The following is a 27000-nucleotide window of genomic DNA, read 5'->3' on the forward strand; positions in this document are numbered from 1 at the left end:
GCAAGCAACGGAGAGGGGAAGTACAATGCCAAAACGCCAAGATATTGAAACGATTCTCGTGATCGGATCCGGTCCGATCATCATCGGTCAGGCGGCCGAATTTGACTACGCAGGGACGCAAGCCTGCCTTTCATTAAAGGAAGAAGGATACAGGGTAATCCTCATTAACTCGAACCCGGCAACAATCATGACGGATACCGAAATTGCAGACAAAGTGTACATCGAACCGTTGACGCTCGATTTCGTCAGCCGCATTATCCGCAAGGAAAGACCAGATGCCCTTCTTCCGACACTAGGTGGTCAAACGGCATTAAACATGGCTATTGAACTTCAAGAATCAGGAATTCTAGACGAATATGAAATTGATATCATCGGAACGGATCTCGAAGCGATTCAAAAAGCTGAAGATCGCGACCTCTTCCGTTCTTTAATGAAGGAACTAGGCGAGCCGGTTCCCGAAAGTGCGATTATCCACAATATAGAGGAAGCATACGCGTTTGTAGAACAGATTGGTTACCCCGTAATTGTCCGACCAGCTTTTACACTTGGGGGAACTGGGGGAGGAATTTGTTCGAACGATAAAGAGCTGCTTGAAACTGTATCGAGCGGCCTGAAGTATAGTCCAGTCACTCAATGCCTCCTTGAAAAATCGATTGCGGGACTGAAGGAAATCGAATACGAAGTGATGAGGGACTCCGCAGATAACGCAATTGTCATTTGTAATATGGAAAACGTTGATGCAGTAGGCATTCACACGGGCGACTCCATCGTCGCTGCCCCATGCCAAACACTGACGGACCATGAAACTGAGATGCTACGAAATGTTTCATTGAAAATTGTAAAGGCTTTGAAGATCGAAGGCGGCTGCAATGTCCAACTGGCACTTGATTCGGAAAGCTTGACCTACTATATCATTGAAGTGAATCCTCGGGTGAGCCGATCATCAGCATTAGCTTCAAAAGCTACGGGGTATCCAATTGCTAAAATGGCTGCCAAAATTGCAGTCGGACTAACATTTGCTGAGATGGTGAATCCGATTACAGGCAAAGGGAATGCATTATTTGAACCGGCCATCAATTATGTCGTTACAAAAATCCCGAGATGGCCATTCGATAAATTTGAATCCGCAAAGCGTAATCTTGGTACGCAAATGAAAGCTACCGGCGAAGTGATGGCAATCGGCAGTACGTTCGAAGAATCGATTTTGAAAGCTGTCCGATCCCTTGAAACCGGCCAATTTGGATTGGAAGTGAAGAATGCTGATGAGATGTCAGATGAATGGATTGAAAAGCGAATCCGGGTTGCGGGGGATGAAAGACTTTTCTTCATCGGAGAGGCTTTGCGCAGAGACGTTTCGGTGGAGACCCTGAAAGAATGGAGTCAAATCGATCTGTTCTTCCTCCACAAATTTGAAAGGATCGTTCAATATGAGCGCGAGTTGGCGTTGCACCCTTATGATCTTGAAAAACTCGTTGAAGCAAAACGGATGGGCTTTTCGGATGTAACAATCGCAAAACTTTGGAATGTAGATGAACTCTCCATCTATACATTCAGGAAAGAAAATGGAGTCGTTCCAATCTATAAAAAAGTGGATACAAGCACGGATGAATATGAATCCAATGCCCCTTACTTCTACGGAACATATGAGAAGGAAAACGAATCCATAAAGTCCGAAAAGAAAAGCGTTATCGTCCTTGGCTCGGGACCGATCCGGATCGGTCAAGGTGTAGAGTTTGACTATGCGACGGTCCATTCGATTTGGGCGATCCAGCAAGCCGGTTATGAAGCGATTGTCATCAATAACAATCCTGAAACGGTTTCGACAGACTCCTCGGTATCGGATAAATTATATTTTGAACCGCTCACAATCGAAGATGTCATGCATATCATCGATTTGGAACAGCCTGAAGGGGTCGTTGTGCAATTCGGTGGACAGACGGCGATCAACTTGGCTGCAGGACTGGAAGAGCGCGGAGTGAACATACTGGGGACATCCCTTGAAGATATCGACAGGGCGGAAAACAGGGATAAATTCGAGCGTGCATTACATGAACTGAGGATTCCGCAGCCGCTCGGGAAAACAGCGGTATCCATCCAGGAAGCAGTGGCGATCGCTAATGAAATCGGCTATCCGGTACTCGTCAGGCCATCCTATGTATTAGGCGGACGCGCGATGGAAATCGTCTATCAGGAGCAAGAACTCCTTCATTATATGGAACATGCTGTTGAAGCGAGTCCCGAACATCCAGTACTCATTGACCGCTACTTGACAGGGATGGAAATCGAAGTTGACGGGATTTGCGACGGCGAAAATGTGTTGATACCGGGGATCATGGAGCATATCGAACGGGCAGGCGTCCATTCCGGCGACTCAATTGCGGTTTATCCTCCGCAGAACCTGACCGCAGCAATGGTGGAGACAATCGTCGACTATACAGAACGCTTGGCACTCGGCTTGAAAATCAAAGGGCTGCTCAATATCCAATTCGTCATCTCCGAAGGCCAAGTGTATGTCATCGAGGTGAATCCGCGGTCGAGCCGCACAGTTCCTTTCCTAAGCAAAATTACGAACATACCAATGGCAAACATCGCGACTAAAGCGATTTTAGGCCAATCAATCATTGAGCAAGGGTATGCACCGGGCCTTGCAACGGCACCTGAAGGAGTTTACATGAAAGTTCCCGTGTTTTCATTTGCTAAGCTGCGCCGCGTCGATACAACGCTAGGGCCAGAGATGAAATCGACAGGCGAAGTCATGGGGAAAGATCTGACATTTGAAAAAGCATTATATAAAGGGCTTGTAGCAGCGGGAATAACGATTAAAGACTACGGAACTGTCCTGATGACGGTATCGGATAAAGACAAGGAAGAAATCGTAGGCCTAGCTAGACGGTTCGCGAATATCGGATACCGTATCCTTGCGACAGTCGGGACAGCGAATACATTGGCAAAAGCCGGTATAGAAGCGAAAATCGTGAGCAAGATCGGATCAGATGGTCCGACGCTAGTCGATGTCATTCAAAAAGGCGATATTCAACTCGTCATCAATACATTGACGAAAGGCAAATTGCCTGAAAGAGACGGTTTCCGTATCCGACGTGAATCCGTCGAGAACGGAATCCCGTGCTTCACATCCATCGATACGGCGGAAGCGATGCTCCGTGTAGTCGAATCTATGACATTCCAAACAGATAAAATGCAGAAGCAGCAGGTGATACTATGATCATCCAAGATCGGATGAAAGTGACGGGTCAACGAGAAATTGCAAAGAGTATATTTGAAATGAAACTAACTGGCAAGCTGGTAGGGGAAATCAATTCCCCTGGCCAGTTTGTTCATATCCGCGTGTCGGATTCATTCGAGCCATTGTTAAGAAGGCCGATTTCCATCGCTTCGATTGACGTGGAAAAGAATGAAATGACAATCATTTATCGCGCTGAAGGTCGCGGCACCCAACTGCTTTCAATGAAAAAAGAAGGCGACAAAGTAGATGTGCTCGGTCCGTTAGGCAATGGTTTTCCTGTAGATGCTGCATCCCCTGGGGAAACCGCGGTACTCATCGGTGGAGGAATCGGGGTGCCGCCTTTATACGAATTATCAAAGCAACTTACTGCCAAAGGGGTCACGTGCATCCATGTGCTAGGCTTCCAAACGGCAGATGTTTCGTTTTATGAAGAGGAGTTCACGGAACTTGGTGAGACATATATCGCTACAGTGGATGGAACAAAAGGAACGGCAGGTTTTGTTACGAATGTGATGGAGACGATCGGAGACGAGTTCGCGACATACTATACTTGCGGTCCGATGCCGATGCTGAATGCGGTTCAAACAGCTTACTCTGGCAAAAAAGGATTCCTTTCATTCGAACAGCGGATGGGTTGCGGAATTGGGGCTTGCTTCGCTTGTGTTTGTGAAACGACAGATAAAACGGAAAAAGAGTACATCAAAGTTTGTTCAGATGGACCGGTATTTCCAGCAGGGGTGGTGTCGATATGAATAGGTTGGCAGTGGAATTGCCTGGGTTGCAATTGAAAAACCCCATCATGCCGGCATCCGGTTGTTTCGGATTCGGCAAGGAATACGGGAGTCTATATGATCTTTCACAGTTAGGCGCCATTATGATCAAAGCGACGACACTCGAAACACGCTTCGGCAATCCGACTCCGCGTGTCGCGGAAACAGCTTCGGGCATGCTGAACGCGATCGGTTTGCAAAATCCCGGTTTGCAAGGCGTCATGGAAAATGAACTGCCATGGCTGGAACAGTACGATGTGCCGATTATTGCAAACGTTGCCGGAACTGAAACAGCCGATTACGTTGAAGTGGCAAAAACAATTTCGACGGCTCCCAATGTGAAGGCGCTGGAATTGAACATTTCTTGCCCGAACGTGAAATGCGGCGGCATCACATTCGGGACTGACCCTCAGCAAGCACAAGATTTGACGGCTGCCGTCAAAGAAGTTTCCGAAGTACCGGTATACGTCAAGCTATCGCCAAACGTAACTGACATAAAAGAAATTGCAAAAGCGGTCGAGGCTGGCGGTGCGGACGGTATTACGATGATCAATACACTTGTCGGCATGCGGCTCGATCAAAAGACGGGACGGCCGATCATTGCCAATATAACAGGCGGATTGTCAGGTCCTGCTGTTAAGCCGGTCGCCATCAAAATGGTGTACGAAGTGAGCCAAGTTGTACAAATTCCGATCATCGGCATGGGCGGCGTCGCGGAAATAGCTGATGTCATCGATTTTCTATCCGCAGGAGCAAGTGCGGTAGCTGTCGGAACAGCGAATTTCGTAGATCCGTTCATCTGTCCAAAAATCATTGAAGAGCTTCCTGCGAAATTGGATGAGCTCGGTGTTGAACATATTTCGGAAATTGTAGGAAGGAGCCACCGATTATGAAAACATCCCCGATCATTGCGTTGGATTTTGATTCATCACAAAAGGTTTTCGATTTCCTGACAGCATTCGAAGGCGATATCAATGTGAAAGTCGGCATGCAACTTTATTACAAAGAAGGCCCTGCCATCATTGCTAAATTGAAAGAGCGCGGGTTCGATATATTCCTAGACTTGAAACTGCATGATATCCCGAATACGGTCATGTCGGCGATGGAAGTGCTTGCGAATTTAGGAGTGGACTTGGTGAACGTTCATTCTGCAGGCGGAAAGACAATGATGGAGGCTGCTCTGGAAGGACTTGATAAAGGGACGCCGTCAGGAATGAAGCGCCCTTCTATCATCGGTGTAACTCAATTGACGTCTACAGATGAGAGACAAGTGAGGGAAGAACAGCTTATCCAAAGTTCACTTCAAGATTCCGTTCTTCATTACGCGAAGCTTACCAAGGATGCTGGTTTGGATGGCGTCGTTTGTTCAGTACAAGAAGCGGCAATCATTTCAGATGTATGCGGACTTGAATTCTTGAAAGTGACCCCTGGCATCCGTCTTCCTGAAAGCGGAACGCACGACCAGAAAAGAATTGCAACACCCGATGAAGCAAGGCATGAAGGATCGACTCATATCGTAGTCGGCAGAGCAATTACGGGCGCGTCAGATCCCCGTGCAGCCTATGAACAAATTAACGCAAGATGGAGAGGGGTAGAGTGGATTGGGTAAAAAGGAAATCGCAAAAATTCTATTGAATGTCGGGGCAGTGGAGCTAAGTCCCGAAGATCCATTTACATGGGCATCGGGAATTCAATCCCCGATCTATTGTGATAACCGGTTGACAATGTCTGACCCTATCGGGCGCAAACAGATTGCAGAAGGGCTCGCAGGGTTAATTAAAACATATTATCCTGAAACGACGTTGATTGCGGGAACGGCAACGGCCGGCATTCCACATGCCGCGTGGGTCGCTGACATTCTGGGCTTGCCGATGGTGTATATCCGTTCAAAAGCGAAGGAGCATGGGCGAAGCCGTCAAATCGAGGGCAAAGTGAAGTCTGTGGATAAAGCGATCATCATTGAAGATTTGATTTCCACAGGGGGCAGCAGTTTGAATGCCGTCGAAGCGTTGCAATCTGAAGGAATCGAAGTTGTCGGCGTCGTTTCCATTTTTACATATGAGCTGGAAAGCGCGGATAAAGCATTTAGGGGTGCGGGATTATCATATAAGAGTTTGACGAATTTCGGAGCTCTTGCTGAAGCGGCGATTGAAAGCGGAGCAATTACAGCGGAGTCAATGGACGGCTTACTGGAGTGGCATACGAAATTGAAAGCGGGATTATTGAAATAAGAATAGGGGCTGTCCAAGCGATCATAAACCCCGACACATAAAAAAGGGGACTGTCGGAAAGTCCATTAAACAACTTTCCGGACGGTCCTTCTTTTATTTTCTTAGTTTACGAACGACATCCTCATCAGGCGTCACAAATAACGTCTTCTGCTCAAAATATATGACAAAACCAGGTTTAGCGCCATTCGGCTTCTTCACATGGCGGATTTCCGTAAAGTCGACAGGCACAGATGACGAACCTCTCGCCTTGCTGAAATAAGCCGAAAGAATTGCAGCTTCCTCAATCGTCTGCTCATCCGGATTCGACGCGTGAATAACTACGTGCGATCCCGGAATATCCTTCGTATGGAGCCATACATGATCCCTTGCCGCCACCTTGAACGTCAAATAATCATTCTGTTTATTATTTTTACCGACGGAAATCGGAATACCGGTTGATGAAACGTAAGATTCCGGTGAAGGTTTCTTAGGTTTCTGTTTCTTCCTACCTCTTCTTGCGCGCATCAATCCGGCTTCCGCCAATTCCTCCCGGATTTCATCGATATCTTCCGGGGACGCTTGCATGACCTGCTGCTTGAGCATCTCAAAATAGTCGATGTCTTCTTTTGCTTTCTCCAACTGTTCCGCAATCATGATCAATGCATTTTTCGCCTTCGTATAACGGGAATAATAGCGCTGCGCATTTTCAATCGGCGTCTTCCTCGGATCGAGCGGAATCGTCACAGTCGTTCCTTCCTCATAATAATTGTCGACGACCGCTTCCGTATCTCCTTTATTGATGGCATAGCTATTAGCGGTGAGAAGCTCGCCATATAACTGAAACGTGTCCAGTTTTCCCGCCGCTTTCTGCTCTTTGTCCAGCTTTTCCATCTTCAGTTTCAATTTAGCAATCTCATTATCGAGCCAACGTTCCAAGTCGGCTGCCTGGGATTTCACCCGCTCCCGTTCCGCCCGCGCAAAATAGACTTTATCGAGCAGTTCGCCGAGTGTATCGAACGTCGCGACCGTTTTGTCCGCATACGTTAACGATGCCGCGGAAAAAATCGTTTTATTCCCGACTTCTGCAATTGTCGGTGTATGCTTTCCACCTTTGAATGAAGAAAGGAAAGCCTGGAAAATAGGATAGGAATCTTCCTCGGCAACTCCATTTAACCGGTGCAACAGCTCTTCTCCATGAATCGGCGAGAACCCCGAAAGTTTGCCGACGACCTGTTTGGCATTCTCCCATTCTGGTAATAATGCTAGGAACTCCTTTTCATCCAACTCAAAAGGATCCAATTTATCTTGTGGGGGAGCCGGGACATATGGCTGTCCTGGCAAAATCGTACGGTAGCTGTTTACAGAAGGCGGCAAATGCTTCATGCTGTCGATGATCATATTGCGTTCCGGATCGATCAGCAACAAGTTACTATGCCTTCCCATGATTTCTACGATCAATCGGCGATGGATATCATCACCGATTTCATTTTTTGCGCGAATGTCGAAAGTGATGATCCGATCATTCCCTGATTGCTGGATCGATTGAATCATTCCGCCTTCTAGATGCTTCCTCAATACCATGCAGAACATTGGTGGTTCCGCAGGATTTGTAATCGTTTCATCAGTCAGTTGAACGCGTGAATACGATGGATGCGCGGAAATGAGAAGTTTATAATTGCTTCTGCCCGCCCGCACCAATAGGACGACTTCCTGTGCATTCGGCTGATGGATTCTTGAAATTCTGCCGTCCTTGATTTGTTGCAGCTCTTGAGCAATCGCTGCTGTGAATAAACCGTCAAATGCCATGATGATTCCTCTTTCAAACGTTTTGTTCCATTTTAGCACTCTCTGGGTGCAATATGTTATAATATGAGAACATTGTTTGCTATGATGAATGGAACAATAGAAGCTAGAGAATACATAAGAAGAGGGATTGCATGTACAAACAACGTGGACTGCTGATTGTCCTGTCCGGACCATCCGGAGTTGGAAAAGGGACCGTCAGAAAAGAGCTTTTTCAACAACCTGACACGAACTATGAATATTCGATATCGATGACGACGAGAAGCCCTCGTGAAGGCGAGCATGACGGAGTCGATTATTTCTTCAAGTCGCGCAGCGAGTTTGAGCAATTGATAAATGAAGGAAAATTATTGGAGTATGCCGAGTATGTGGGCAACTATTATGGGACGCCTCTGGATTATGTGAACGAGACACTGGATGCAGGGAGGGACGTATTCCTGGAAATTGAAGTTGTCGGCGCTGCACAAGTCCGTAAATTAGTTCCCGATGGATTATTCATTTTCCTTGCCCCGCCGAGTCTGTCCGAGCTTGAAGATCGTTTGGTCGGCAGAGGAACGGAGAAGGCCGACGTCATTGCAAGCAGAGTCTTGAAAGCGCGTGAAGAGCTGGAAATGATGAACTTGTATGACTATGTTGTTGAAAATGATGAAGTCTCGAAGGCATGCGATCGCATCAATGCCATTGTGACGGCAGAGCATTGCCGCCGGGAACGTGTAGAAAAAAGATACTTACTTATGTTGGAAGGGGAATAAATCATGTTATATCCATCTGTTGACTCGCTTAAAGGAAAAATCGATTCGAAGTACACACTCGTCACACTAGCAGCTATGCGTGCGCGTGAAATGCAGGAGAGCAAGAATTTATTGCTTCACTCCTACAAGTCACATAAGAACGTGGGGAAAGCTTTGGAAGAAGTCGCTGCTGGCGCATTATCGAAACAGGTTCAGGATGCTTCAATTGTTTACGAAGACGAAGTATGATGAACATTCTTTAAGATGAGGCATTTGAATAGGTTTACATACTCCCTTAGAAACAGATTTTCTTTGGGAGTTTGTCATTTTTAAAAGCATTTTCTAGGACAACCATATACATATCGTTTTTGAAAGGGTGGAGCAGATGTTGAATAAAAAGATACTTGTCTGTGTAACCGGTGGAATTGCGGTTTATAAAGCTGTTGCGTTAGTAAGCAAGCTTGCCCAAGCAGGAGCAGAAGTGAAAGTGATGATGACAGCTTCGGCAATGGAATTCGTGACACCGCTATCTTTTCAAGTGATGTCACGGAATGATGTCTATTATGATACATTCGATGAAAAAGACTCAAGTGTCATCGCTCATATCGATCTGGCTGATTGGGCTGACCTTATCATCGTCGCACCTGCTACAGCGAATATAATAGGCAAGCTCGCAAACGGCATTGCGGATAATATGGTGACGACGACTCTTCTTGCAACGACTGCAGAAGTTTGGATTGCACCGGCAATGAATGTACATATGTATGAAAATAAGTCGGTCATCCGGAACATTGAACAGCTTCATGAGGATGGCTATCGCTTCATAGAGCCTTCGGAAGGTTTTTTGGCATGTGGCTATGTCGGTAAAGGAAGACTCGAAGAGCCGGAAAAAATTGTTCAACTGATCAATGAGAGATTCTCGCAACCGGAAGACCTTCCTTTGTCAGGAAAAAAGGTCGTAGTTACGGCAGGGCCAACCCGGGAACGAATCGATCCGGTACGTTATATTTCCAATTTTTCGAGTGGCAAAATGGGGTATTCACTCGCGGAAGCAGCAGCAGCATTAGGAGCGGAAACAATTCTAGTATCGGGTCCGGTCGATTTGCCGAAACCGGACGGTGTTCAACTGATCAAGGTCGAAAGTGCAGCGGAAATGCTTGATGCTGTGGTGAGTCAATACGGGGACGCCGATTTCGTTGTCAAATCAGCGGCTGTAGCGGATTACCGCCCAAAAGAGCAGCATTCACAAAAGATGAAGAAAAAAGATGGAGATTCTTCCATTGCACTTGAGCGAACGACCGATATCCTCAAAACTCTCGGTGAAAGTAAAGAAGGGCAGATCCTTGTTGGATTTGCTGCGGAAACGAATGATGCGATCGAGTATGGCAGGAAGAAGCTATCCAATAAAAACTTGGACTACATCATCGTCAACGATGTGACTGATCCGGATGGCGGCTTCGGCAGCGATACGAATGTTGTCACATTATTATCTAGAAAAGGGAAAACAGTTCCTTTCAAAGCGATGCATAAAAAGGAATTGGCAAAACTACTCTTACAAACGATTTTGGAATTGGAGAGTGACGATTCAAATGATAGCTGAAGTCATTGTCGATGTGTCGGCGTATCCGATCGACCGTCCCTTTGATTACGCTGTGCCCGCCCATTTGGAAACGGTGATTGAACGGGGATCCCGGGTAAAAGTCCCTTTCGGACCGAGGAAAGTGATTGGCTACGTCACTGGCCTGAAATCGGAAAGTGAAATCGAAGAGCATAAACTGAAGAAGATTGATGAGCTAATCGATTTGGATCCCGTTCTTTCTCCTGAACTGATGGACTTGGCCAAAAAAATGGCGAGAGAGACGCTATCTTATGAAATCGATGCGTTGCAAGTGATGCTGCCGGCAGCAATGCGTGCAAAATATGAGAAATTCATCAGTGTTGAAAAACTCGAAGAAATAGATGATGCGAGAGTTTTGGCGGCATTGAATGGCCGGACCCGCATCCCGCTGAAGCAGATCACCGATCCAGACGTTCTGAAATTGATCAAGGATTATTCAGAAAGAGGAATTGTATCCGTAGATACTGCAATCAGCCAACAGACCAAAGTGAAAAAAGTCAGAACTGTCCATATCGGCAACTCTGACACGTTGGCTGAATTGCTTCTTACAGTCCATCCAAATGCCAAGAAGCAGGCGGAATTGATCAGGTGGATGTTGGATCATGCAGGGGAGACGATAGAGGCTGCTAAATTGTTGAATGAGTCCGGCATACAAAATCCGGTTCTGAAAGCCGTCATTGAAAAGGGAGGGGCAACGGAAGCGTATGTCGAAACGTATCGCGAGCCGGATGCACCGAAGCTTTTGGATACACCGATCCCAATCCGGTTGACTGAAGAGCAGCAAACCGCGCTCGACAAAGTGAAAGTGGCGGCCGATTCAGGGAAGGCGGAAACATTCCTGTTGCATGGCATCACGGGAAGCGGTAAAACGGAAGTCTATCTGCAAGCGATCAAGCATGTATTGGATAAAGGGAAAGAAGCGATCGTCCTTGTACCCGAAATTTCATTGACCCCTCAAATGACCGCCCGATTCCAGGAGCGTTTCGGCGGTCTTGTTGCGGTTATGCATAGTGGTTTGTCTGCAGGAGAAAAATATGATGAATGGAGAAAGATCCATCGCCGGGAAGTGAGGGTGGTCGTCGGTGCAAGGTCTGCCATTTTTGCTCCATTTGAAAATGTGGGAATCATCATCCTCGATGAAGAGCATGAATCGACATATAAACAGGAGGACACTCCGCGTTATCATGCAAGGGATGTTGCCATCTGGCGTTCGGAGCATTATGGCTGTCCGGTCATTCTCGGAAGCGCCACCCCTTCGCTCGAATCGTATGCCCGGGCGTCAAAAGGCGTCTATACATTGCTGGAGTTATCAAAGAGGGCGAAGAACCAGCCTTTGCCGTCTGTCACCGTCGTTGATATGAGGGATGAATTGAAGGAAGGAAACAGGTCGATGTTTTCTGTCCAATTGGCGGAGGCGATCCGCCTGCGCTTGGAGAAGAAAGAGCAGACCGTCCTATTTCTCAATAAACGCGGCTTCTCATCATTCGTTTTGTGCAGGGATTGCGGTACGGTCGTCCAGTGCCCGAACTGCGATATTTCGTTGACGTATCATCGCTCGAATGAAAGCTTGAAATGTCATTATTGCGGACATGAAGAGCCGGTGCCCCTCGTTTGCCCGGAATGTGAAAGTGAACATATCCGATTTTTCGGGACAGGCACTCAAAAGGCAGAAGAAGAAATTTCGAAGCTATTCCCCGAAGCACGGGTGCTTCGGATGGATGTGGATACAACACGGCAAAAAGGCGCGCACGAACGGATTCTTCGCCAATTCAGCGAAGGGAAGGCGGATATCCTCCTTGGCACCCAAATGATTGCAAAAGGGCTCGACTTCCCAAATATTACGTTGGTCGGGGTGTTGGCTGCGGATACGACCTTGCATTTGGCGGACTTCCGTGCGGCGGAAAAGACATTCCAATTGATGACACAAGTAAGCGGACGAGCCGGCAGGCATGATTTGGCGGGTGAAGTTTTCATCCAAACCTATTCCCCTGAACATTACGCGATCGAACTTGCGAAGACCCAGCATTACCAAACGTTTTATAATTTGGAGATGGCGGCACGCAAACAATATGGATATCCGCCGTTCTACTTTATTACACTCGTACAGTTTTCGCATGAGGATTTATTGAAAGTCGCAGATTTCGCGGAAAAGGGCACCCGTTATTTGAAAAATTCGCTATCTCCCGAAACCGTCATCATCGGTCCCGCTGCAGCTGCAATTAGTCGGGTGAACAATAGATATCGTTACCAATGTTTGATAAAATACAAAAAAGAGCCGAAGCTGATTGAAACGCTTCAGCAATTGATTAGAATGTATCGGACGAACTGGATGAAGGATGGTCTGCTTATGGCAGTTGATATGGATCCTACTTCCATTTTTTAATAGGTTCGAACGAGTCGGAAATGAGGAATTGAATTGGCAATACTTGAAATCGTGAAAAGCCCTTCGGCGCTGCTGACTCAGCGTTGCAAGGAAGTGGAAAAGTTTGATGATAAATTGGCTAAGTTGCTTGATGACATGTACGACACGATGATCGATGCGGATGGCGTAGGGCTTGCCGCTCCTCAAGTGGGGAAGCTGGTCCGCGTAGCCATCGTTGATATGGGGGAAGGCGATGATGTGATCGAAATGGTCAACCCTGTCGTCACGGCGATCGGAGGTTCCGTCGTTGAAGTGGAAGGCTGTTTAAGCTTCCCTGGCCTCTATGGTGAGGTGGAACGGCCGTTTTTTGTACGCGTTGAAGCGCAAGAACGGGATGGTTCTTTGTACGAGCTGGAAGCGGAAGATTATGAAGCGCGGGCAATTTTGCATGAAATTGATCATTTGGATGGAATTTTATTTGATTCGAAAATTACACGGATAGTAGATCCGGAGGAATTTGAAGAGGTTGACGAGGAGGGCGAAATGGAATGACGAAAATCGTATTCATGGGGACTCCGGACTTTTCCGTTCCTGTTTTGACAATGCTGCATGATGAAGGGCACGACATTCTTGCGGTCGTCACCCAGCCCGATCGGCCCGTCGGGAGGAAACGTGTACTGACGCCTCCGCCAGTAAAAGAAGAGGCGATCCGACTTGGCTTATCGGTATTGCAACCTGAAAAACTAAGAACTTCCGAAGAACTTGAAAAAATTATCCAGATGAAGCCGGATTTAATCGTCACAGCAGCATATGGACAAATCTTGCCGAAAAATTTACTGGATGCCCCTCGTCTTGGCTGCATCAATGTCCACGCTTCCTTATTGCCGAAATACCGGGGAGGCGCTCCGATTCACCAAGCGGTCATCGATGGCGAGAAGGAAACAGGGGTTACAATCATGTACATGGTTGAGAAGCTGGATGCAGGCGATATCATTTCGCAGACAACAGTCCCTATTACAGATGATGATAATACCGGGATACTTTTTGAAAAGTTGTCTGTCGCAGGCACTGAATTATTGAAAGAGACGCTGCCTTCCATCATTGACGGTACGAATGAACGTATTCCCCAAGACGAAAAACTTGTTTCATTTGCCGGAAATATTACTCGTGAACAGGAGAAAATCGACTGGTCCAAAGGCGGAACGGATATATTCAACCAAATCCGCGGGCTCTATCCGTGGCCCGGGGCATATTCCGTATTCCAAGGGGAGAACGTGAAAATTTGGAAAGCGGAAAAATCCGACCTCCATTCAGACGTTACGCCAGGCACGATTATTAAATTAATGAAGGACAGGCTGATCATCAAAACGGGGGATGACACTTCGATTGCTATCACTGAATTGCAGCCCGCAGGAAAAAAGCGGTTGTCGGCAGAAGAATTCCTAAATGGCGTAGGAGCCAAATGGAATGAAGGGGAGCAATTCGAATGACAAATACAAAAAAGAGGATCTGGAACGGCAATGTCCGTGATGCGGCATTATCGATACTGATGGAAATCAATCAAAATCAGGCATACAGCAATTTGCTGCTCAACCGGACGATGAAAAAATACGCTATCGATCCGAAGGACAGAGGTTTATTGACTGAATTGACATATGGTACTTTGCAGCATCGGCTCACATTGGATTATTATTTGGAGCCTTTCGTGAAAGGGAAATTGGACCCTTGGGTAAGGGAGCTGCTGCGCTTATCAATTTACCAAATTGTCTATTTGACGAAAATCCCTCCTCATGCGGTCGTACATGAAGCCGTGGAAATTGCCAAAAGAAGAGGGCATAAAGGGATCTCGTCAACTGTAAACGGCATTTTGCGCTCTGTCTTGCGTAAAGGTGTTCGTACGATAGAGGACATAAAGGACGATATCGAAAGAATATCTATTGAAACAAGTCATCCCGCCTGGTTGATCAAACGATGGGTGGAACAGTTCGGCAAGGAAGAAGCCTTGGCGATGGCTCATGAAAACAATCAACCCGCCCGGATGACAGCAAGAGTCAATTCGTTGAAATCAACTGTTGATGAAGCGATGGCGGCGCTTGCAAAGGAAGGGATGGATGCTTCCAAAGGCGAAGTCATTCCCGGCAGCATCCAAGCTTCAAGCGGCAGCTTAGCGAATACAGAAGCATTTGCTGAAGGTTTATTGACAATCCAAGATGAAAGCTCCATGCTGCCCGTCCTTGCTCTTGACGTGAAGCCCGACATGAAAGTATTGGACATGTGTGCGGCTCCAGGCGGAAAGACGACATTCATTGCAGAGAAAATGAGCGACCAAGGCGAAATATATGCACATGATCTACACGAACATAAACTTTCACTAATTGAATCGAATGCGAAACGTCTTGGCATCCAATCAATCAGGACGAAAAGCGGGGATAGCCGGGAACTGGAGTCCGTATACGGACCTGCCTCCTTTGACCGCATCCTTGTCGATGCACCTTGCAGCGGTCTTGGCGTCATCCGTCGCAAACCGGAGATAAAATACAATAAGACAGCGGAAGACTTGAAAAGTTTGACGGAAATCCAAGAGCAATTGCTCGATACTGCCTATCGGCTGCTAAAAGATGATGGCATCATCGTCTATAGTACGTGCACAATCGAGTATGATGAAAACGAAGGGATGGTCCGCAGATTCCTCGAAAAACATCCTGATATGGCGATGTCTCCGCTTGATTCGCTTGCTGACAACGATTCATTGGCTATTAAGGATGATATGCTCCAAGTGTTGCCGCAGCATTTTGGCAGTGACGGATTTTTCGTGGCCGCTTTTCGTAAAAAGAAAGATTAGCAAGCGGCGATTGATATAAGTCATTCGATAAGGGGAAATTGAAAATCGAGATTTTTGAAAAAAGGGGGGACGAGTGTTGCGATTCGAAGTTGTAACAGATATCGGAAAGAAACGGACTGTGAATGAGGATAGTGCAGCGGTCTTTGCAATTCTGGATGGACCGAAGCTCGCAGTTGTCGCGGATGGCATGGGAGGCCATCGGGGCGGAGACTATGCGAGCTCGACAGCGGTAAGGATACTTGGTGAACAATTCATGAAAGTGGACGACCCGTCAAACATGGAAGACGAAGACTGGAAAGAATGGCTTTTGGAGACCGTGTTGCATGTGAACCGCACCATATTCGAAATTGCTGAAAAAGATAGTGAATACAAAGGGATGGGAACGACATTAGATGCTGTGCTCATTTATGGAAATAAAGGTCTGATTACTCATATCGGGGATAGCCGTGTGTACATGATCAACCGGAATGAGATCCTGCAAATTACGAAGGATCACTCTTTTGTGAATGTATTGCTGGATTCCGGAGAAATCACTGAAGAGGAAGCGGCAAGACATCCTCAAAGGAATTGGATCATGAGAGCTGTCGGTTCCGAAAAATCGATTATGCCGGATTTCCACCAGATTAGCATCGATGAACAGACATATTTATTAATCTGTACGGATGGGTTAAGTAATAAAGTCGACAATGATCGAATTAAGACAATCGTCACTTCAGACGCGGATTTGCATGATAAAGCGGTTAAATTGGTTGAGTTGGCCAACGAATTAGGCGGAGAAGATAATATTTCCGTCATTTTGGCGAGTCTACCCAATTCGGAGGTGAGCCAACGATGATCGGCAAACGAATCGGCGGCCGTTACGAGGTGCTCAGAGGAATCGGTGAAGGCGGCATGTCGAAGGTCTATTTGGCACATGACATTATTTTGGATCGCGATGTCGCCATCAAAGTCTTGAACTATGATTTCGCAAATGAGCAGGATCTGAAAAAGAGATTCCAACGGGAGGCGCTATCCGCCACAAGCTTGACCCATCCACATATCGTCAATATTTTTGATGTCGGTGAGGATGAAGAACTTCATTATCTGGTTATGGAATATATCGATGGCCAAACGTTAAAGAAATACATTCAAACAAATGGTCCCTTGAAAGTAACTGAAGCCGTCAGAATCATGAGACAGCTCGTTTCTGCGATTGCCAACGCCCATCACAACGGCATTGTTCATCGCGACATTAAACCGCAAAATATCTTAATGGACTCGGAAGGCAATGTGAAAATAACCGATTTCGGAATTGCGATGGCGTTGAGTGCAACTGCACATACGAAAACGAACTCTGTTATCGGAACAGTCCATTATTTGTCCCCTGAACAAGCAAGGGGCGGAATGGCGACGAAAAAATCCGATATTTATTCATTGGGAATTGTCTTTTATGAATTATTGACGGGCGAACTTCCTTTTTCCGCAGAGACTGCGGTTGCGATCGCGTTAAAACATTTACAGGAAGAGACCCCTTCTGTCCGGCTTGCGTTTCCTGGCATTCCGCAAAGTGTAGAAAATGTCATTTTGAAAGCGACAGCGAAGGATGCTACATATAGATACCAATCAGCGGATGAGATGTATGATGATTTGCTTACTGTTTTATCGCCGGAAAGGCAGCATGAAGAGAAATTTACAATTCCGTTTGACGACGACCACACACGTGTAATTCCTGTCATTAAGGATACAAATAAACCGGACCACTCGGAAAAGACGAAAATCATCGAGCCTGTCATTCCTGAACCTGCTCCGATTCAGCAAAAGAAGAAGCGGAAAAAATGGCCGCTCATTGTTGGCCTTACTGCATTGCTGTTGGCAATTGCAGCATTCCTAGTCATTTTTTGGCCAACGTTATTCGGACCTAAAAGCGCCTTGATTCCTGAGGTAGTCGGACTTGAGGAAGCGGAGGCAGTTTCGATATTGGAGGAACACGGCTTTGTCGTTGAAGAGAAGATTGAGGATTATTCAGCTGAATACCCAGCCGGCCAAGTTTTCAGAACGAATCCGGAGGAAGGTAAAAAACGTGAAATCGGATCGCCAGTAACAGTTTACGTAAGTCTCGGCAAGGAAACGACGGAACTGACCGATTACGTCACCAGGGATTATGAGGAAATCGCGAATTTTCTGCAAGGTTTTGGATTCCGGAGTATTGAACCTGAATGGGTTTACAGCGATGAACCGAAAGGGAAAATCTTGAAACAGACGCCTGAGGCCGGAGAGAAGGTAGTTCCTGAGGAAACTGATCTTGTCTTTACAGTTAGTGCAGGGAAAGAAATGAAGACGCTTGAGGACTTGTCCAAATACAACGAGGCCGAATTAAAGGATTATGCGAAAAGATCCGGCTTCAACATCCGGATCGTGGACAGAGTAGAATCTGATACGGTGAAGGAAGGCTATGTCATTTCACAAGATCATTCTCCGAACTCTGAACTTGAAAAAGGTAGCAGGGTAGATGTCGTCCTGTCGAAAGGCAAACCGAAGAAACCGGTAAGGTATGGCAAAGACATCGTTTATATCCCATATGAACCAACGACGAATGAAGAAGGGGATGAAGAGGAAAACCCCGAACCGCAAAGAATTAAAATCTATATCCAGGACAGCAAATATTCGATGACGGCCCCTGTTGCTGAATTCGATATAACAGAAGATACGCAGCGAGAAATTATAGTGACATTGGAAGAGGGCCAACGTGGCCAATACCAAGTTCGCAGAGGTTCAGAAATCATCGCGGAAAAAACATTCGATTATGATGAACTCAAATAAGAAAGAGGGATTGGATGCCGGAAGGACAAATCAGAAAAGCAATCAGCGGTTTTTATTATGTCAAAAGTGAAGAGGGGGACCTCGTCCAGTGCAAAGGTCGTGGAGTTTTCAAAATTAGGGGCATATCACCCCTTGTCGGCGATTTTGTCACGATTGTCCAAGATGGTGATAATGACGCAACAATTACTAAGGTTCATGAGAGGAAGAATGAGTTGGTCAGGCCGCCTATCGCCAATGTGGACCAGGCTTTGCTCGTGTTTTCGATTGTGGAGCCGGATTTCTCCCTTCACCTGTTGGATCGGTTCCTCACTGTCATTGAATCGGTCGGCATCAAGCCGGTCATCTGTCTGACAAAAAAAGATGTCGCGGGCGAAAAGGAGCTTCGGCAAGCTGAATCCGCAGCTGCTTATTATCGCGGAATCGGATACGATGTGATCGGCACTTTTATCGATGATCCAAATCTTTTTCCTTTGTTACAACCTTATTTGGATGGGAAGACGACAGTTCTTGCGGGTCAGTCCGGTGTCGGAAAGTCAACTTTACTCAATACGTTGATTCCTGAGCTGACTTTGAAGACCGGCGAGATTTCCGAAGCGCTTGGCAGGGGAAGGCATACGACGCGCCATGTGGAACTACTGGAAGTGGCGGGGGGACTCGTCGCAGACACGCCGGGTTTCAGCTCACTTGATTTCGATCATATCGAAAAAGAGGAATTACGGGATTATTTCATTGAAATGGAGAGCGCGGCAGATGCATGCAAATTCAGAGGATGTTTACACCTGAAAGAGCCAGGATGTGCAGTGAAAGAGAAAGTGGAAACGGGGGAAATACTACAGTCCCGTTACACAAATTATTTACAGTTCCTACAAGAGATTACTGACCGAAAGCCGAGGTATTGACAATGATTAAAATAGCACCGTCCATTTTGGCGGCAGATTTTTCAAAGCTTGCAGATGAAGTAAGAGATGTGGAGAGAGCAGGAGCAGAACTTATCCATATCGATGTGATGGATGGGCATTTCGTTCCGAATATTACGATGGGACCGATTGTTGTAGAGGCATTACGTCCAGTTACGGACCTTCCACTTGACGTCCACCTCATGATTGAGAATCCTGATGCATATATTGAACAGTTCGCAAAAGCGGGGGCGGATTATATCACTGTCCATGTGGAAGCATGCAGGCACTTGCATCGGACGATTCAGTTGATCCGCTCTTACGGGGTGAAGCCGGGTGTCGTGCTCAACCCACATACGCCTGTAGAGCATATCCTCCACGTTTTGGAAGACGTCGACATGGTTTTATTCATGACGGTCAATCCAGGATTCGGTGGACAGAAATTCATCCATTCGGTACTTCCGAAAGTGAAGCAATTATCCGATCTGATCAAGGAAAAAGGTCTGTCGATCGATATTGAAATTGATGGCGGCGTCAATGAGGAGACGATCATTCCTTGTGTCGAGGCAGGAGCCACGATTTTGGTCGCGGGATCGGCCATTTACAATGAGGAAAACCGGACGGAGGCATTGCAACGCATTAAAGCTGCTGGGGAAAGCGTGCTGAATTGATGGAAAGGGTAATCATCTGTGCGGGCGGACCGACCGAAGAATTACCGGATCTTGCCGCTTATAAGACGGAAGAAACAATTTTCATCGGTGTAGATCGCGGGGCAATTCATTTAATGGAAAATGGAATTGTCCCTGATGAGGCAGTCGGAGATTTCGACTCGGTCAGTGAAGAGGAGTTTAGTAGAATCCAAGAATCCGTGCAGCGTGTCGATTCCTTCCAGGCCGAAAAAGACGAAACGGATACGGAACTCGCTGTAGACCGTGCGATTGCCTATCATCCGAAGGAAGTGATTTTGACTGGGGTCACTGGCGGTAGATTAGATCATTTCGAGTCGGCATTGCATTTACTGTATCGGATGCAAAATGAACATAAAGATATTTCATTTCTTATCCGAAATGCCGATAATGAACTTTCCTTGTATCGCCCCGGTGTACACAGGGTGAGAAAGGATTCCCGGTTCTCCTATATTTCCTTTTTTCCATTTGGCAGTGTTGTGGAAGGATTGACGTTGACCGGTTTTAAATATGAAACGGTCAACGCGAGAATGGAAATGGGGATGACGAGGTTCACAAGCAACGAACCAATTGCAGAAGTTTGTACTATCTCATTCCGGCAAGGCATATGCTTAATGGTAAGAAGTTCAGATTCCTGAAAGGAGAAGGGAATTGCGAGTTTATACATTTACAATGCCGAAGTTTCTAAGTAGCTTTGTTCGAAAATGCATGGTAGTCTTCCAAAAAGATGAAAAGGCGAAAACACAAGCTACTGCTAGCCAGCGAAACAGAAAACGGAAAAAAGAAAAAACGTCAGGCTGAACTTATCGGCCTGGCGTTTTATTTCTTTTTGTCTTATAGTCGGAAAGCGAGTATATGATTATACTCTTTGTACTTTACCTGATTTAAGTGCTCTTGCAGATACCCAAACACGCTTTGGTTTACCGTTAACAAGAATACGGACTTTTTGAAGGTTAGCTCCCCAAGTACGTCTGTTAGCGTTCATTGCGTGTGAACGGGCATTTCCCGTACGAGCTTTGCGTCCAGTAATTACACATTCTTTAGCCATTTTTATGACCTCCTCGCTAAAAATGATTAAGCGATTCACTATCTAATTCGCATACCATAATACTTTATCACAGGAAATAATGGCTTGCAACCTTTTTTCACGATGCTTTCAAGTGAAAAACCTTTACAAGTAATTGTTGTTTATTTGTCAACGCTTTTCTATTGGTTTAGTGTATAGTACAATGGGGTTAGTTATTATGGATGCAGGAGGGGAAGCTTTCATGTCAATCGAGATGAAAAACGATTACGGTACGATAGATATTACGAACGACGTCATAGCCCAAGTGGTAGGAGAGGCGGCAATCGAATGCTACGGAATTGTCGGCATGGCTTCACGTCATCAGATCCGGGATGGGCTTACGGACATCCTTGGGAAAGAGAACTATGCTAGAGGAGTCATTGTAAGGAATATCGGAGACGAAACGCATATCGACGTGTATGTCATTATCGGATATGGAACAAAAATCTCCGAGGTCGCATACCAAGTGCAATCCAAAGTGATGTATACATTGAAAAAGACATTATCGTTAACAGTGGATTCAGTGAATATATTTGTTCAAGGGGTTCGGGTGACGAACTGATAGAAGGAGGAAAACATTTCAATGAATTTTATTGATGGTGTGAAATTTGCCGACATGGTGAGGATGGGTGCGCATCACCTTCATCTGAATGCGGACTATGTCGATTCATTAAACGTGTTTCCCGTGCCTGACGGCGACACAGGGACAAATATGAATTTATCCATGACTTCCGGTGCGAAGGAGACCGAAGCGAATGTGTCTGCGCATTTGGGCAAGACTGCTCAAGCTTTGTCAAAAGGACTTTTGATGGGAGCACGTGGAAACTCCGGCGTTATCCTATCCCAATTGTTCCGCGGTTTTGGTAAAGCAGTGGAAGAGGAAGGGAAACTGGATAGCAAGAAATTCGCCAATGCATTGGAATATGGAGTGCAAACCGCGTATAAAGCTGTCATGAAGCCTGTAGAGGGAACAATCCTCACTGTTGCAAAAGATGCAGCGAATAAAGGTGTCGAAGCGGCGAAATCTACAGATGACATCATTAAAGTGATGGAAGCGATCGTTGAAGAATCCAAAGCCTCTTTGAAACGGACTCCAGAACTTCTGCCTGTGTTGAAAGAAGTCGGAGTCGTCGATAGTGGCGGACAGGGCCTTGTCTATGTATATGAAGGCTTTTTGGCATGTCTGAAAGGTGAAGAGCTTCCTGAACGGACGAATATGGACTTGATGGAAGATCTAGTGAACGCAGAGCATCATCGCGGCGTCCAAGGGTTCATGAATACTGAGGATATCGTATATGGGTATTGTACGGAATTCATGGTGAAATTCGAGGATGAAAAAGTGAAGAAGCATCCTTTCGAGGAAGGCGATTTCCGTCAGGATCTCAGCAAGTTCGGGGATTCCTTGCTTGTCATTTCAGATGAGGAAATTGCAAAAGTACATATTCACACTGAAGAGCCGGGAGATGCGTTGAATTATGCACAGCAATACGGTTCCCTTATCAACATTAAAATCGAAAACATGCGTCAGCAGCACATCGATATTGTCGGAGAGAGCCATTCGACCAAAAAGGCGGAGGCAGTAACACATCCTTACGCAATCGTGACAGTGGCAATGGGTTCAGGAATTGCTGATTTGCTGAAAAGCATAGGTGCTTCAGCCGTCATAGAAGGCGGTCAGACAATGAATCCATCAACAGAGGATATCGTGAAAGCAATCAAGGATGTCGGGGCTGAGCGGGTCATCATTTTGCCGAATAATAAAAATATCGTCATGGCAGCAAAGCAGGCGGCGGAAGTGATCGGCATCGAAGCGGCAGTTGTTGAAACGAAATCCGTTCCGGAAGGATTGGCGGCGATTCTCGCATTCAATCCTGAAGCCGCAGTTGCGGAAAATGAAAAAGTCATGTCGAAAGCGGCAGCTGGCGTGAAAACCGGACAAGTCACACATTCAATCCGGGATACATCCATAGATGGCATCGACATTAAAAAAGATGATTTCATGGGGCTTGCTGGAAGTAAAATCGTGATTTCCAACCCGTCTTTGGATGAAGTGATGAAAACATTGCTCGAATCACTTATTGATGAAGATGATGAAATTGTCACGATCATTTACGGCGAGGACGTAACGGAGCAAGAAGCTAATGAAATTGCAGAGTATGTGGAATCCACATACGATCATACGGAAGTCGAATTGTACAACGGAAAACAACCGCTGTATCCTTATATCCTATCCGTGGAATGATGCGGAAAAACGACGGCATGCCTTTTGGGGGCGTGCCGATTTTCTATTTTGTCTTTAATTGAAATCTACGGTAAAATGAAAGAAGTGTTTGCTTCTTAAGAAGGGGGTTATTTGTTTGAAATACAGATCTGTTTTTGAAATTATCGGTCCCGTTATGATCGGGCCTTCATCCTCACATACCGCTGGAGCTGCCCGGATAGGACGAGTCGCCCGTGATTTGTTCGGACGTCAGCCGGAGTGGGCAAGGATCCATCTCTACGGTTCTTTCGCAGAAACATATAAAGGGCATGGGACGGACGTTGCGATTATCGGGGGATTATTGGATTATGATACGTTTGATGAGAGAATAAAAACGGCTTTCGAAGATGCTGCCGCAGTCGGCATGACTTTCGAGTTCATTCCCGAAGAGGAAGAAGCCGATCATCCGAATACAGCAAAAATTGTCATTGGCGACAGTCAAGGGGAAATGGAGCTAGTCGGTATTTCAATCGGGGGCGGTACGATGGAAGTCACGGAGTTGAACGGTTTTCCACTTCGCCTCTCCGGACATTTCCCGGCGCTCCTTGTTGTACATGACGATCGCGCGGGCGTCATTGCGAATGTTTCCAACGCCATCGCTTCACAAGGCATGAATATCGCCCATATGGAAGTCGGCAGGAAAGAAAAAGGTAAAATGGCATTAATGGTTATTGAAGTCGACCAGATGTTTGATGAAACACTCATAAATGAATTGAAATCGTTGCCGAATGTCACGCAAGTTTCAACATTGGCAAACTGAGGAGGGAAATAGCAATGGAAGTTCTATTCGGTACAGTTAAGGAACTAGTAGCACTCGCAGAAGCGCAAAATAAGCCGATTTCGGAAATTATGATCGAACAGGAAATGCAAATTACAAAACGTTCAAGGGAAGAGATTGTCGCTCAAATGGAAAATAATCTTTCCGTCATGGAAAGCGCTGTCGAGCAAGGATTGCAAGGCGTAAAATCGACTTCCGGTTTGACAGGCGGCGATGCTGTCCTCATTCAAAACTATATCAAGTCGGGGAAATCCTTATCCGGAGACCTCATTTTGGATGCGGTGAGTAAAGCGGTCGCTACGAACGAAGTGAATGCAGCAATGGGGATGATCTGTGCCACTCCTACAGCGGGTGCTGCCGGGATCGTACCAGGAACGCTTTTCGCGGTGAAAGACAAATTGAACCCAACGAGGGACCAGATGGTGAATTACTTGTTCACTTCGGGCGCATTCGGCTTTGTCGTCGCGAATAATGCCTCGATTTCAGGAGCTGCAGGCGGATGCCAGGCAGAAACGGGTTCAGCCGCTTCGATGGCTGCAGCCGCAATTGTTGAAATGGCCGGTGGGACACCTCAGCAGAGCGCGGAGGCGTTTTCAATCGTTATGAAAAATATGCTCGGACTTGTTTGTGATCCAGTAGCAGGCCTTGTGGAAGTGCCATGTGTGAAGCGGAATGCAATGGGAGCCGCAAAAGCACTTGTCGGGGCTGACATGGCACTCGCAGGAGTCGTCAGCAGGATTCCGACGGACGAAGTAATTGAAGCGATGCATAGAATCGGACAATCAATGCCTTCCGCACTTAGGGAAACAGCCAAAGGGGGCTTAGCCGCCACTCCGACCGGAAAGGCGCTGGAAGCAGAGATATTCGGAAAGGATAAAGCGGTAAGTGACACCGTCAATTCTTGATTCTGTCACAACGCTGAAAGGTGTTGGCAAAGCCTCTGCTGAACAACTTCAAAAACTGGGCATTGAAACGATTGAACAATTAATTAATACATTTCCATACCGCCATGAAGATTTCAGATTGAAGAATTTGGCCGAAACGCCGCATAATGAACGGGTCACGATTGAAGGAAGGGTCGAAAGCGAGCCTTCCGTTCTTTTTTTAGGCAGAAATAAGTCGCGCCTTCAAATCAGACTGCTTGCCGGCAACCATCTCGTAAAAGCGGTTTTCTTCAATCAGCACTACTTGAAGGATCGACTTGCAATCGGAATGATTGTTACGGTGACTGGTAAATGGGACCGCGGCAGGCAAGTGATCAATGTCAGCAACTTCAACGAGGGACCGAAAACGGATCAAGCTGATTTCGAGCCTGTTTATAGTTTGAAAAATGTTATGTACCAGAAGACGTTCCGAAAATATATGAGACAGGCTCTGGATCTTTGCAAAGATGAAATAGTAGAAGTTCTTCCACCATCGTTGCGGGAAGCCTATGTATTGCCATCTATCGGAGAAGCTCTCGAAATGGTGCACTTCCCTAAATCGCCGAATGATGTGAAGCAGGCGCGAAGGCGCTTCGTCTATGAGGAGTTGCTGAAATTTCAATTGAAGATGATCGGAATGAAGAAAATTCGTAAAGAAAACGAAAAGGGAATTCCGATCCATTATGATTTGGAACGTTTAAAGGAGTTCATTGCTTCATTGCCATTCGAATTGACGAATGCACAAAAAAAGGTCGTCAATGAACTTTGTTCTGAATTGAAAAGTCCCATGAGGATGAATCGTCTATTGCAAGGGGATGTTGGTTCCGGAAAGACGGTTGTTGCCGCTATTGCCCTGTTTGCAGCGATCACTGGAGGGTTTCAAGGTGCACTTATGGCGCCTACCGAAATTCTTGCAGAGCAGCATGCAGATTCGCTATCCTCATGGCTTGCGCCGTTTGGAGTGGAGGTTGCGTTTCTTTCTGGCTCCACGAAAGGCAAAGCAAGAAGAATTATCATTGAGAAATTGCAAAGTGGAGAAATCGATCTACTCATTGGAACGCATGCGCTCATCCAGCCGGACGTAGGCTTTGCAAAGTTAGGGCTTGTCATAACGGATGAACAGCACCGGTTCGGTGTTGAACAACGCCGCGTACTAAGGGAGAAAGGCTTGAATCCGGATGTCCTATTTATGACAGCAACTCCGATTCCTCGGACTTTGGCGATCACCGCCTTCGGAGAAATGGACGTTTCCATCCTTGATGAAATGCCAGCTGGACGTAAAAAAGTCGAAACTTACTGGCTGAAAGAAGATTCCTTGTTGCCTGTTTTGCGCAAAATGGAGAAGGAGCTGCAAGCTGGCCGGCAATCATATGTAATTTGTCCGTTGATCGAGGAATCGGACAAGCTCGACGTGCAAAATGCAGTCGATGTCCATGCCCAGCTTACCCACCATTTTGCTGGACGGTATACGGTCGGTCTCATGCACGGAAGACTTCATCCTGATGAGAAAGATGCAATCATGAGGGACTTCAGCGAAGGGAAAATTGATTGCCTTGTTTCAACAACTGTCGTCGAAGTGGGTGTGAACGTTCCGAACGCGACATTCATGCTCATTTATGACGCCACCCGTTTCGGACTCGCCCAGCTCCATCAATTAAGGGGCAGGGTTGGCAGGGGGGCGGACCAATCATATTGCGTCCTTCTCGCCGATCCGAAAAACGAGGAAGGCAAGGAACGGATGCAATCCATGACAGAAACGAATGATGGATTCTTGTTAGCCGAAAAAGACCTAGAGCTAAGGGGCGCGGGCGACTTCTTCGGCAAAAAGCAAAGCGGGATGCCTGAATTCAAGATGGCTGATCTCGTCCACGACTACCGCGCGTTGGAAACTGCACGCCAAGATGCCGAGAAAATGCTTGCATCGGATGATTTCTGGACCTCTCCCGAATATAAATTCCTAAGAGAAGACCTGGAGCAATCCGGCGCCCTTTCTCATGAACGAATGGATTAAC

General features: G+C 46.5%; 25 protein-coding genes. 23 read left to right on the plus strand and 2 right to left on the minus strand.

Annotated elements, in window-relative coordinates; translation table 11 throughout:
- Positions 1-25 precede the first annotated feature (25 nt).
- Genes carB through pyrE form a run of 5 tightly spaced genes read left to right on the plus strand, consistent with a single transcriptional unit; the run spans position 26 to position 6245 of the window.
- On the plus strand, positions 26-3223 hold the full coding sequence (gene carB, locus ACFPTP_RS07185) for a carbamoyl-phosphate synthase large subunit (protein ID WP_381443269.1): 3198 nt from the start codon (positions 26-28) through the stop codon (positions 3221-3223).
- Positions 3220-3996, plus strand: coding sequence for a dihydroorotate dehydrogenase electron transfer subunit (locus ACFPTP_RS07190; RefSeq protein WP_381443271.1), 777 nt, complete (start codon positions 3220-3222; stop codon positions 3994-3996). The genes carB and ACFPTP_RS07190 overlap by 4 nt, the downstream gene beginning before the upstream one ends.
- Positions 3993-4907, plus strand: a complete 915-nt coding sequence (locus tag ACFPTP_RS07195) for a dihydroorotate dehydrogenase (RefSeq protein ID WP_381443273.1) — start codon at positions 3993-3995, stop codon at positions 4905-4907. The genes ACFPTP_RS07190 and ACFPTP_RS07195 overlap by 4 nt, the downstream gene beginning before the upstream one ends.
- A complete protein-coding gene (gene pyrF / locus ACFPTP_RS07200) occupies positions 4904-5623 on the plus strand; it encodes an orotidine-5'-phosphate decarboxylase (protein ID WP_381443274.1) in 720 nt (239 codons plus the stop codon). The genes ACFPTP_RS07195 and pyrF overlap by 4 nt, the downstream gene beginning before the upstream one ends.
- The gene (gene pyrE / locus ACFPTP_RS07205) at positions 5616-6245 is read left to right on the plus strand and encodes an orotate phosphoribosyltransferase (RefSeq protein WP_381443276.1); all 630 of its coding nucleotides are present in this window, start codon (positions 5616-5618) and stop codon (positions 6243-6245) included. The genes pyrF and pyrE overlap by 8 nt, the downstream gene beginning before the upstream one ends.
- Positions 6246-6338: 93 nt before the next feature.
- Here the strand turns inward: pyrE and ACFPTP_RS07210 are convergent, their stop codons facing one another.
- Complete coding sequence (locus ACFPTP_RS07210; RefSeq protein WP_381443278.1) at positions 6339-8030, minus strand: Rqc2 family fibronectin-binding protein; 1692 nt, start codon at positions 8028-8030, stop codon at positions 6339-6341.
- A gap of 131 nt (positions 8031-8161) precedes the next feature.
- Here ACFPTP_RS07210 and gmk point away from each other — a divergent pair, with 131 nt between their 5' ends.
- The 13 genes from gmk (at position 8162) to spoVM (ending at position 20762) form a co-directional block, all read left to right on the plus strand.
- Positions 8162-8779 carry a guanylate kinase gene (gene gmk, locus ACFPTP_RS07215; protein WP_381443279.1) on the plus strand — a complete coding sequence of 206 codons (618 nt, stop codon included), beginning with the start codon at positions 8162-8164 and terminating at the stop codon, positions 8777-8779.
- Positions 8780-8782: 3 nt separating this feature from the next.
- Positions 8783-9007 carry a DNA-directed RNA polymerase subunit omega gene (gene rpoZ, locus ACFPTP_RS07220; protein WP_381443280.1) on the plus strand — a complete coding sequence of 75 codons (225 nt, stop codon included), beginning with the start codon at positions 8783-8785 and terminating at the stop codon, positions 9005-9007.
- A 136-nt stretch (positions 9008-9143) separates the two neighbouring features.
- Complete coding sequence (coaBC, locus tag ACFPTP_RS07225; protein ID WP_381443281.1) at positions 9144-10358, plus strand: bifunctional phosphopantothenoylcysteine decarboxylase/phosphopantothenate--cysteine ligase CoaBC; 1215 nt, start codon at positions 9144-9146, stop codon at positions 10356-10358.
- Positions 10348-12759 carry a primosomal protein N' gene (gene priA, locus ACFPTP_RS07230; RefSeq protein WP_381443282.1) on the plus strand — a complete coding sequence of 804 codons (2412 nt, stop codon included), beginning with the start codon at positions 10348-10350 and terminating at the stop codon, positions 12757-12759. Before coaBC ends, priA begins: the two co-directional genes overlap by 11 nt.
- Positions 12760-12792: 33 nt before the next feature.
- A complete protein-coding gene (gene def, locus ACFPTP_RS07235) occupies positions 12793-13290 on the plus strand; it encodes a peptide deformylase (protein WP_381443283.1) in 498 nt (165 codons plus the stop codon).
- A complete protein-coding gene (gene fmt, locus ACFPTP_RS07240) occupies positions 13287-14228 on the plus strand; it encodes a methionyl-tRNA formyltransferase (protein WP_381443284.1) in 942 nt (313 codons plus the stop codon). Before def ends, fmt begins: the two co-directional genes overlap by 4 nt.
- Complete coding sequence (gene rsmB / locus ACFPTP_RS07245; protein ID WP_381443285.1) at positions 14225-15580, plus strand: 16S rRNA (cytosine(967)-C(5))-methyltransferase RsmB; 1356 nt, start codon at positions 14225-14227, stop codon at positions 15578-15580. Before fmt ends, rsmB begins: the two co-directional genes overlap by 4 nt.
- 73 nt (positions 15581-15653) lie before the next feature.
- Positions 15654-16415, plus strand: coding sequence for a Stp1/IreP family PP2C-type Ser/Thr phosphatase (locus ACFPTP_RS07250; RefSeq protein WP_381443286.1), 762 nt, complete (start codon positions 15654-15656; stop codon positions 16413-16415).
- Complete coding sequence (gene pknB, locus ACFPTP_RS07255; protein ID WP_381443287.1) at positions 16412-18379, plus strand: Stk1 family PASTA domain-containing Ser/Thr kinase; 1968 nt, start codon at positions 16412-16414, stop codon at positions 18377-18379. The genes ACFPTP_RS07250 and pknB overlap by 4 nt, the downstream gene beginning before the upstream one ends.
- A 14-nt stretch (positions 18380-18393) precedes the next feature.
- Positions 18394-19278, plus strand: coding sequence for a ribosome small subunit-dependent GTPase A (rsgA, locus tag ACFPTP_RS07260; RefSeq protein ID WP_381443288.1), 885 nt, complete (start codon positions 18394-18396; stop codon positions 19276-19278).
- 2 nt (positions 19279-19280) lie between these two features.
- Positions 19281-19946: a ribulose-phosphate 3-epimerase gene (gene rpe / locus ACFPTP_RS07265; RefSeq protein ID WP_381443290.1), complete on the plus strand. Its 666-nt coding sequence runs from the start codon at positions 19281-19283 to the stop codon at positions 19944-19946.
- Positions 19946-20599, plus strand: a complete 654-nt coding sequence (locus ACFPTP_RS07270) for a thiamine diphosphokinase (protein ID WP_381443291.1) — start codon at positions 19946-19948, stop codon at positions 20597-20599. Before rpe ends, ACFPTP_RS07270 begins: the two co-directional genes overlap by 1 nt.
- A 13-nt stretch (positions 20600-20612) precedes the next feature.
- Positions 20613-20762 (plus strand): stage V sporulation protein SpoVM, encoded by a 150-nt coding sequence (spoVM, locus tag ACFPTP_RS07275; RefSeq protein WP_381443293.1) that lies wholly within the window; start codon positions 20613-20615, stop codon positions 20760-20762.
- Between the two features lie 58 nt (positions 20763-20820).
- Here spoVM and rpmB read toward each other — a convergent pair whose 3' ends face one another.
- The gene (gene rpmB / locus ACFPTP_RS07280) at positions 20821-21009 is read right to left on the minus strand and encodes a 50S ribosomal protein L28 (protein ID WP_060209036.1); all 189 of its coding nucleotides are present in this window, start codon (positions 21007-21009) and stop codon (positions 20821-20823) included.
- A 220-nt stretch (positions 21010-21229) separates the two neighbouring features.
- Here rpmB and ACFPTP_RS07285 point away from each other — a divergent pair, with 220 nt between their 5' ends.
- From ACFPTP_RS07285 to recG, 5 genes are all read left to right on the plus strand, one after another.
- A complete protein-coding gene (locus ACFPTP_RS07285) occupies positions 21230-21589 on the plus strand; it encodes an Asp23/Gls24 family envelope stress response protein (protein ID WP_381443294.1) in 360 nt (119 codons plus the stop codon).
- Between the two features lie 21 nt (positions 21590-21610).
- On the plus strand, positions 21611-23269 hold the full coding sequence (locus ACFPTP_RS07290; RefSeq protein WP_381443296.1) for a DAK2 domain-containing protein: 1659 nt from the start codon (positions 21611-21613) through the stop codon (positions 23267-23269).
- A 115-nt stretch (positions 23270-23384) separates the two neighbouring features.
- A complete protein-coding gene (gene sdaAB, locus ACFPTP_RS07295) occupies positions 23385-24047 on the plus strand; it encodes an L-serine ammonia-lyase, iron-sulfur-dependent subunit beta (RefSeq protein WP_381443297.1) in 663 nt (220 codons plus the stop codon).
- Positions 24048-24061: 14 nt separating this feature from the next.
- A complete protein-coding gene (gene sdaAA, locus ACFPTP_RS07300; protein ID WP_381443299.1) occupies positions 24062-24970 on the plus strand; it encodes an L-serine ammonia-lyase, iron-sulfur-dependent, subunit alpha in 909 nt (302 codons plus the stop codon).
- Positions 24951-26999, plus strand: coding sequence for an ATP-dependent DNA helicase RecG (gene recG, locus ACFPTP_RS07305; RefSeq protein ID WP_381443300.1), 2049 nt, complete (start codon positions 24951-24953; stop codon positions 26997-26999). Before sdaAA ends, recG begins: the two co-directional genes overlap by 20 nt.
- Position 27000 lies beyond the last annotated feature (1 nt).

Origin of the sequence: Sporosarcina koreensis, from assembly GCF_042655825.1 — a bacterium.
In the GTDB taxonomy this organism is placed as follows: domain Bacteria; phylum Bacillota; class Bacilli; order Bacillales_A; family Planococcaceae; genus Sporosarcina; species Sporosarcina koreensis.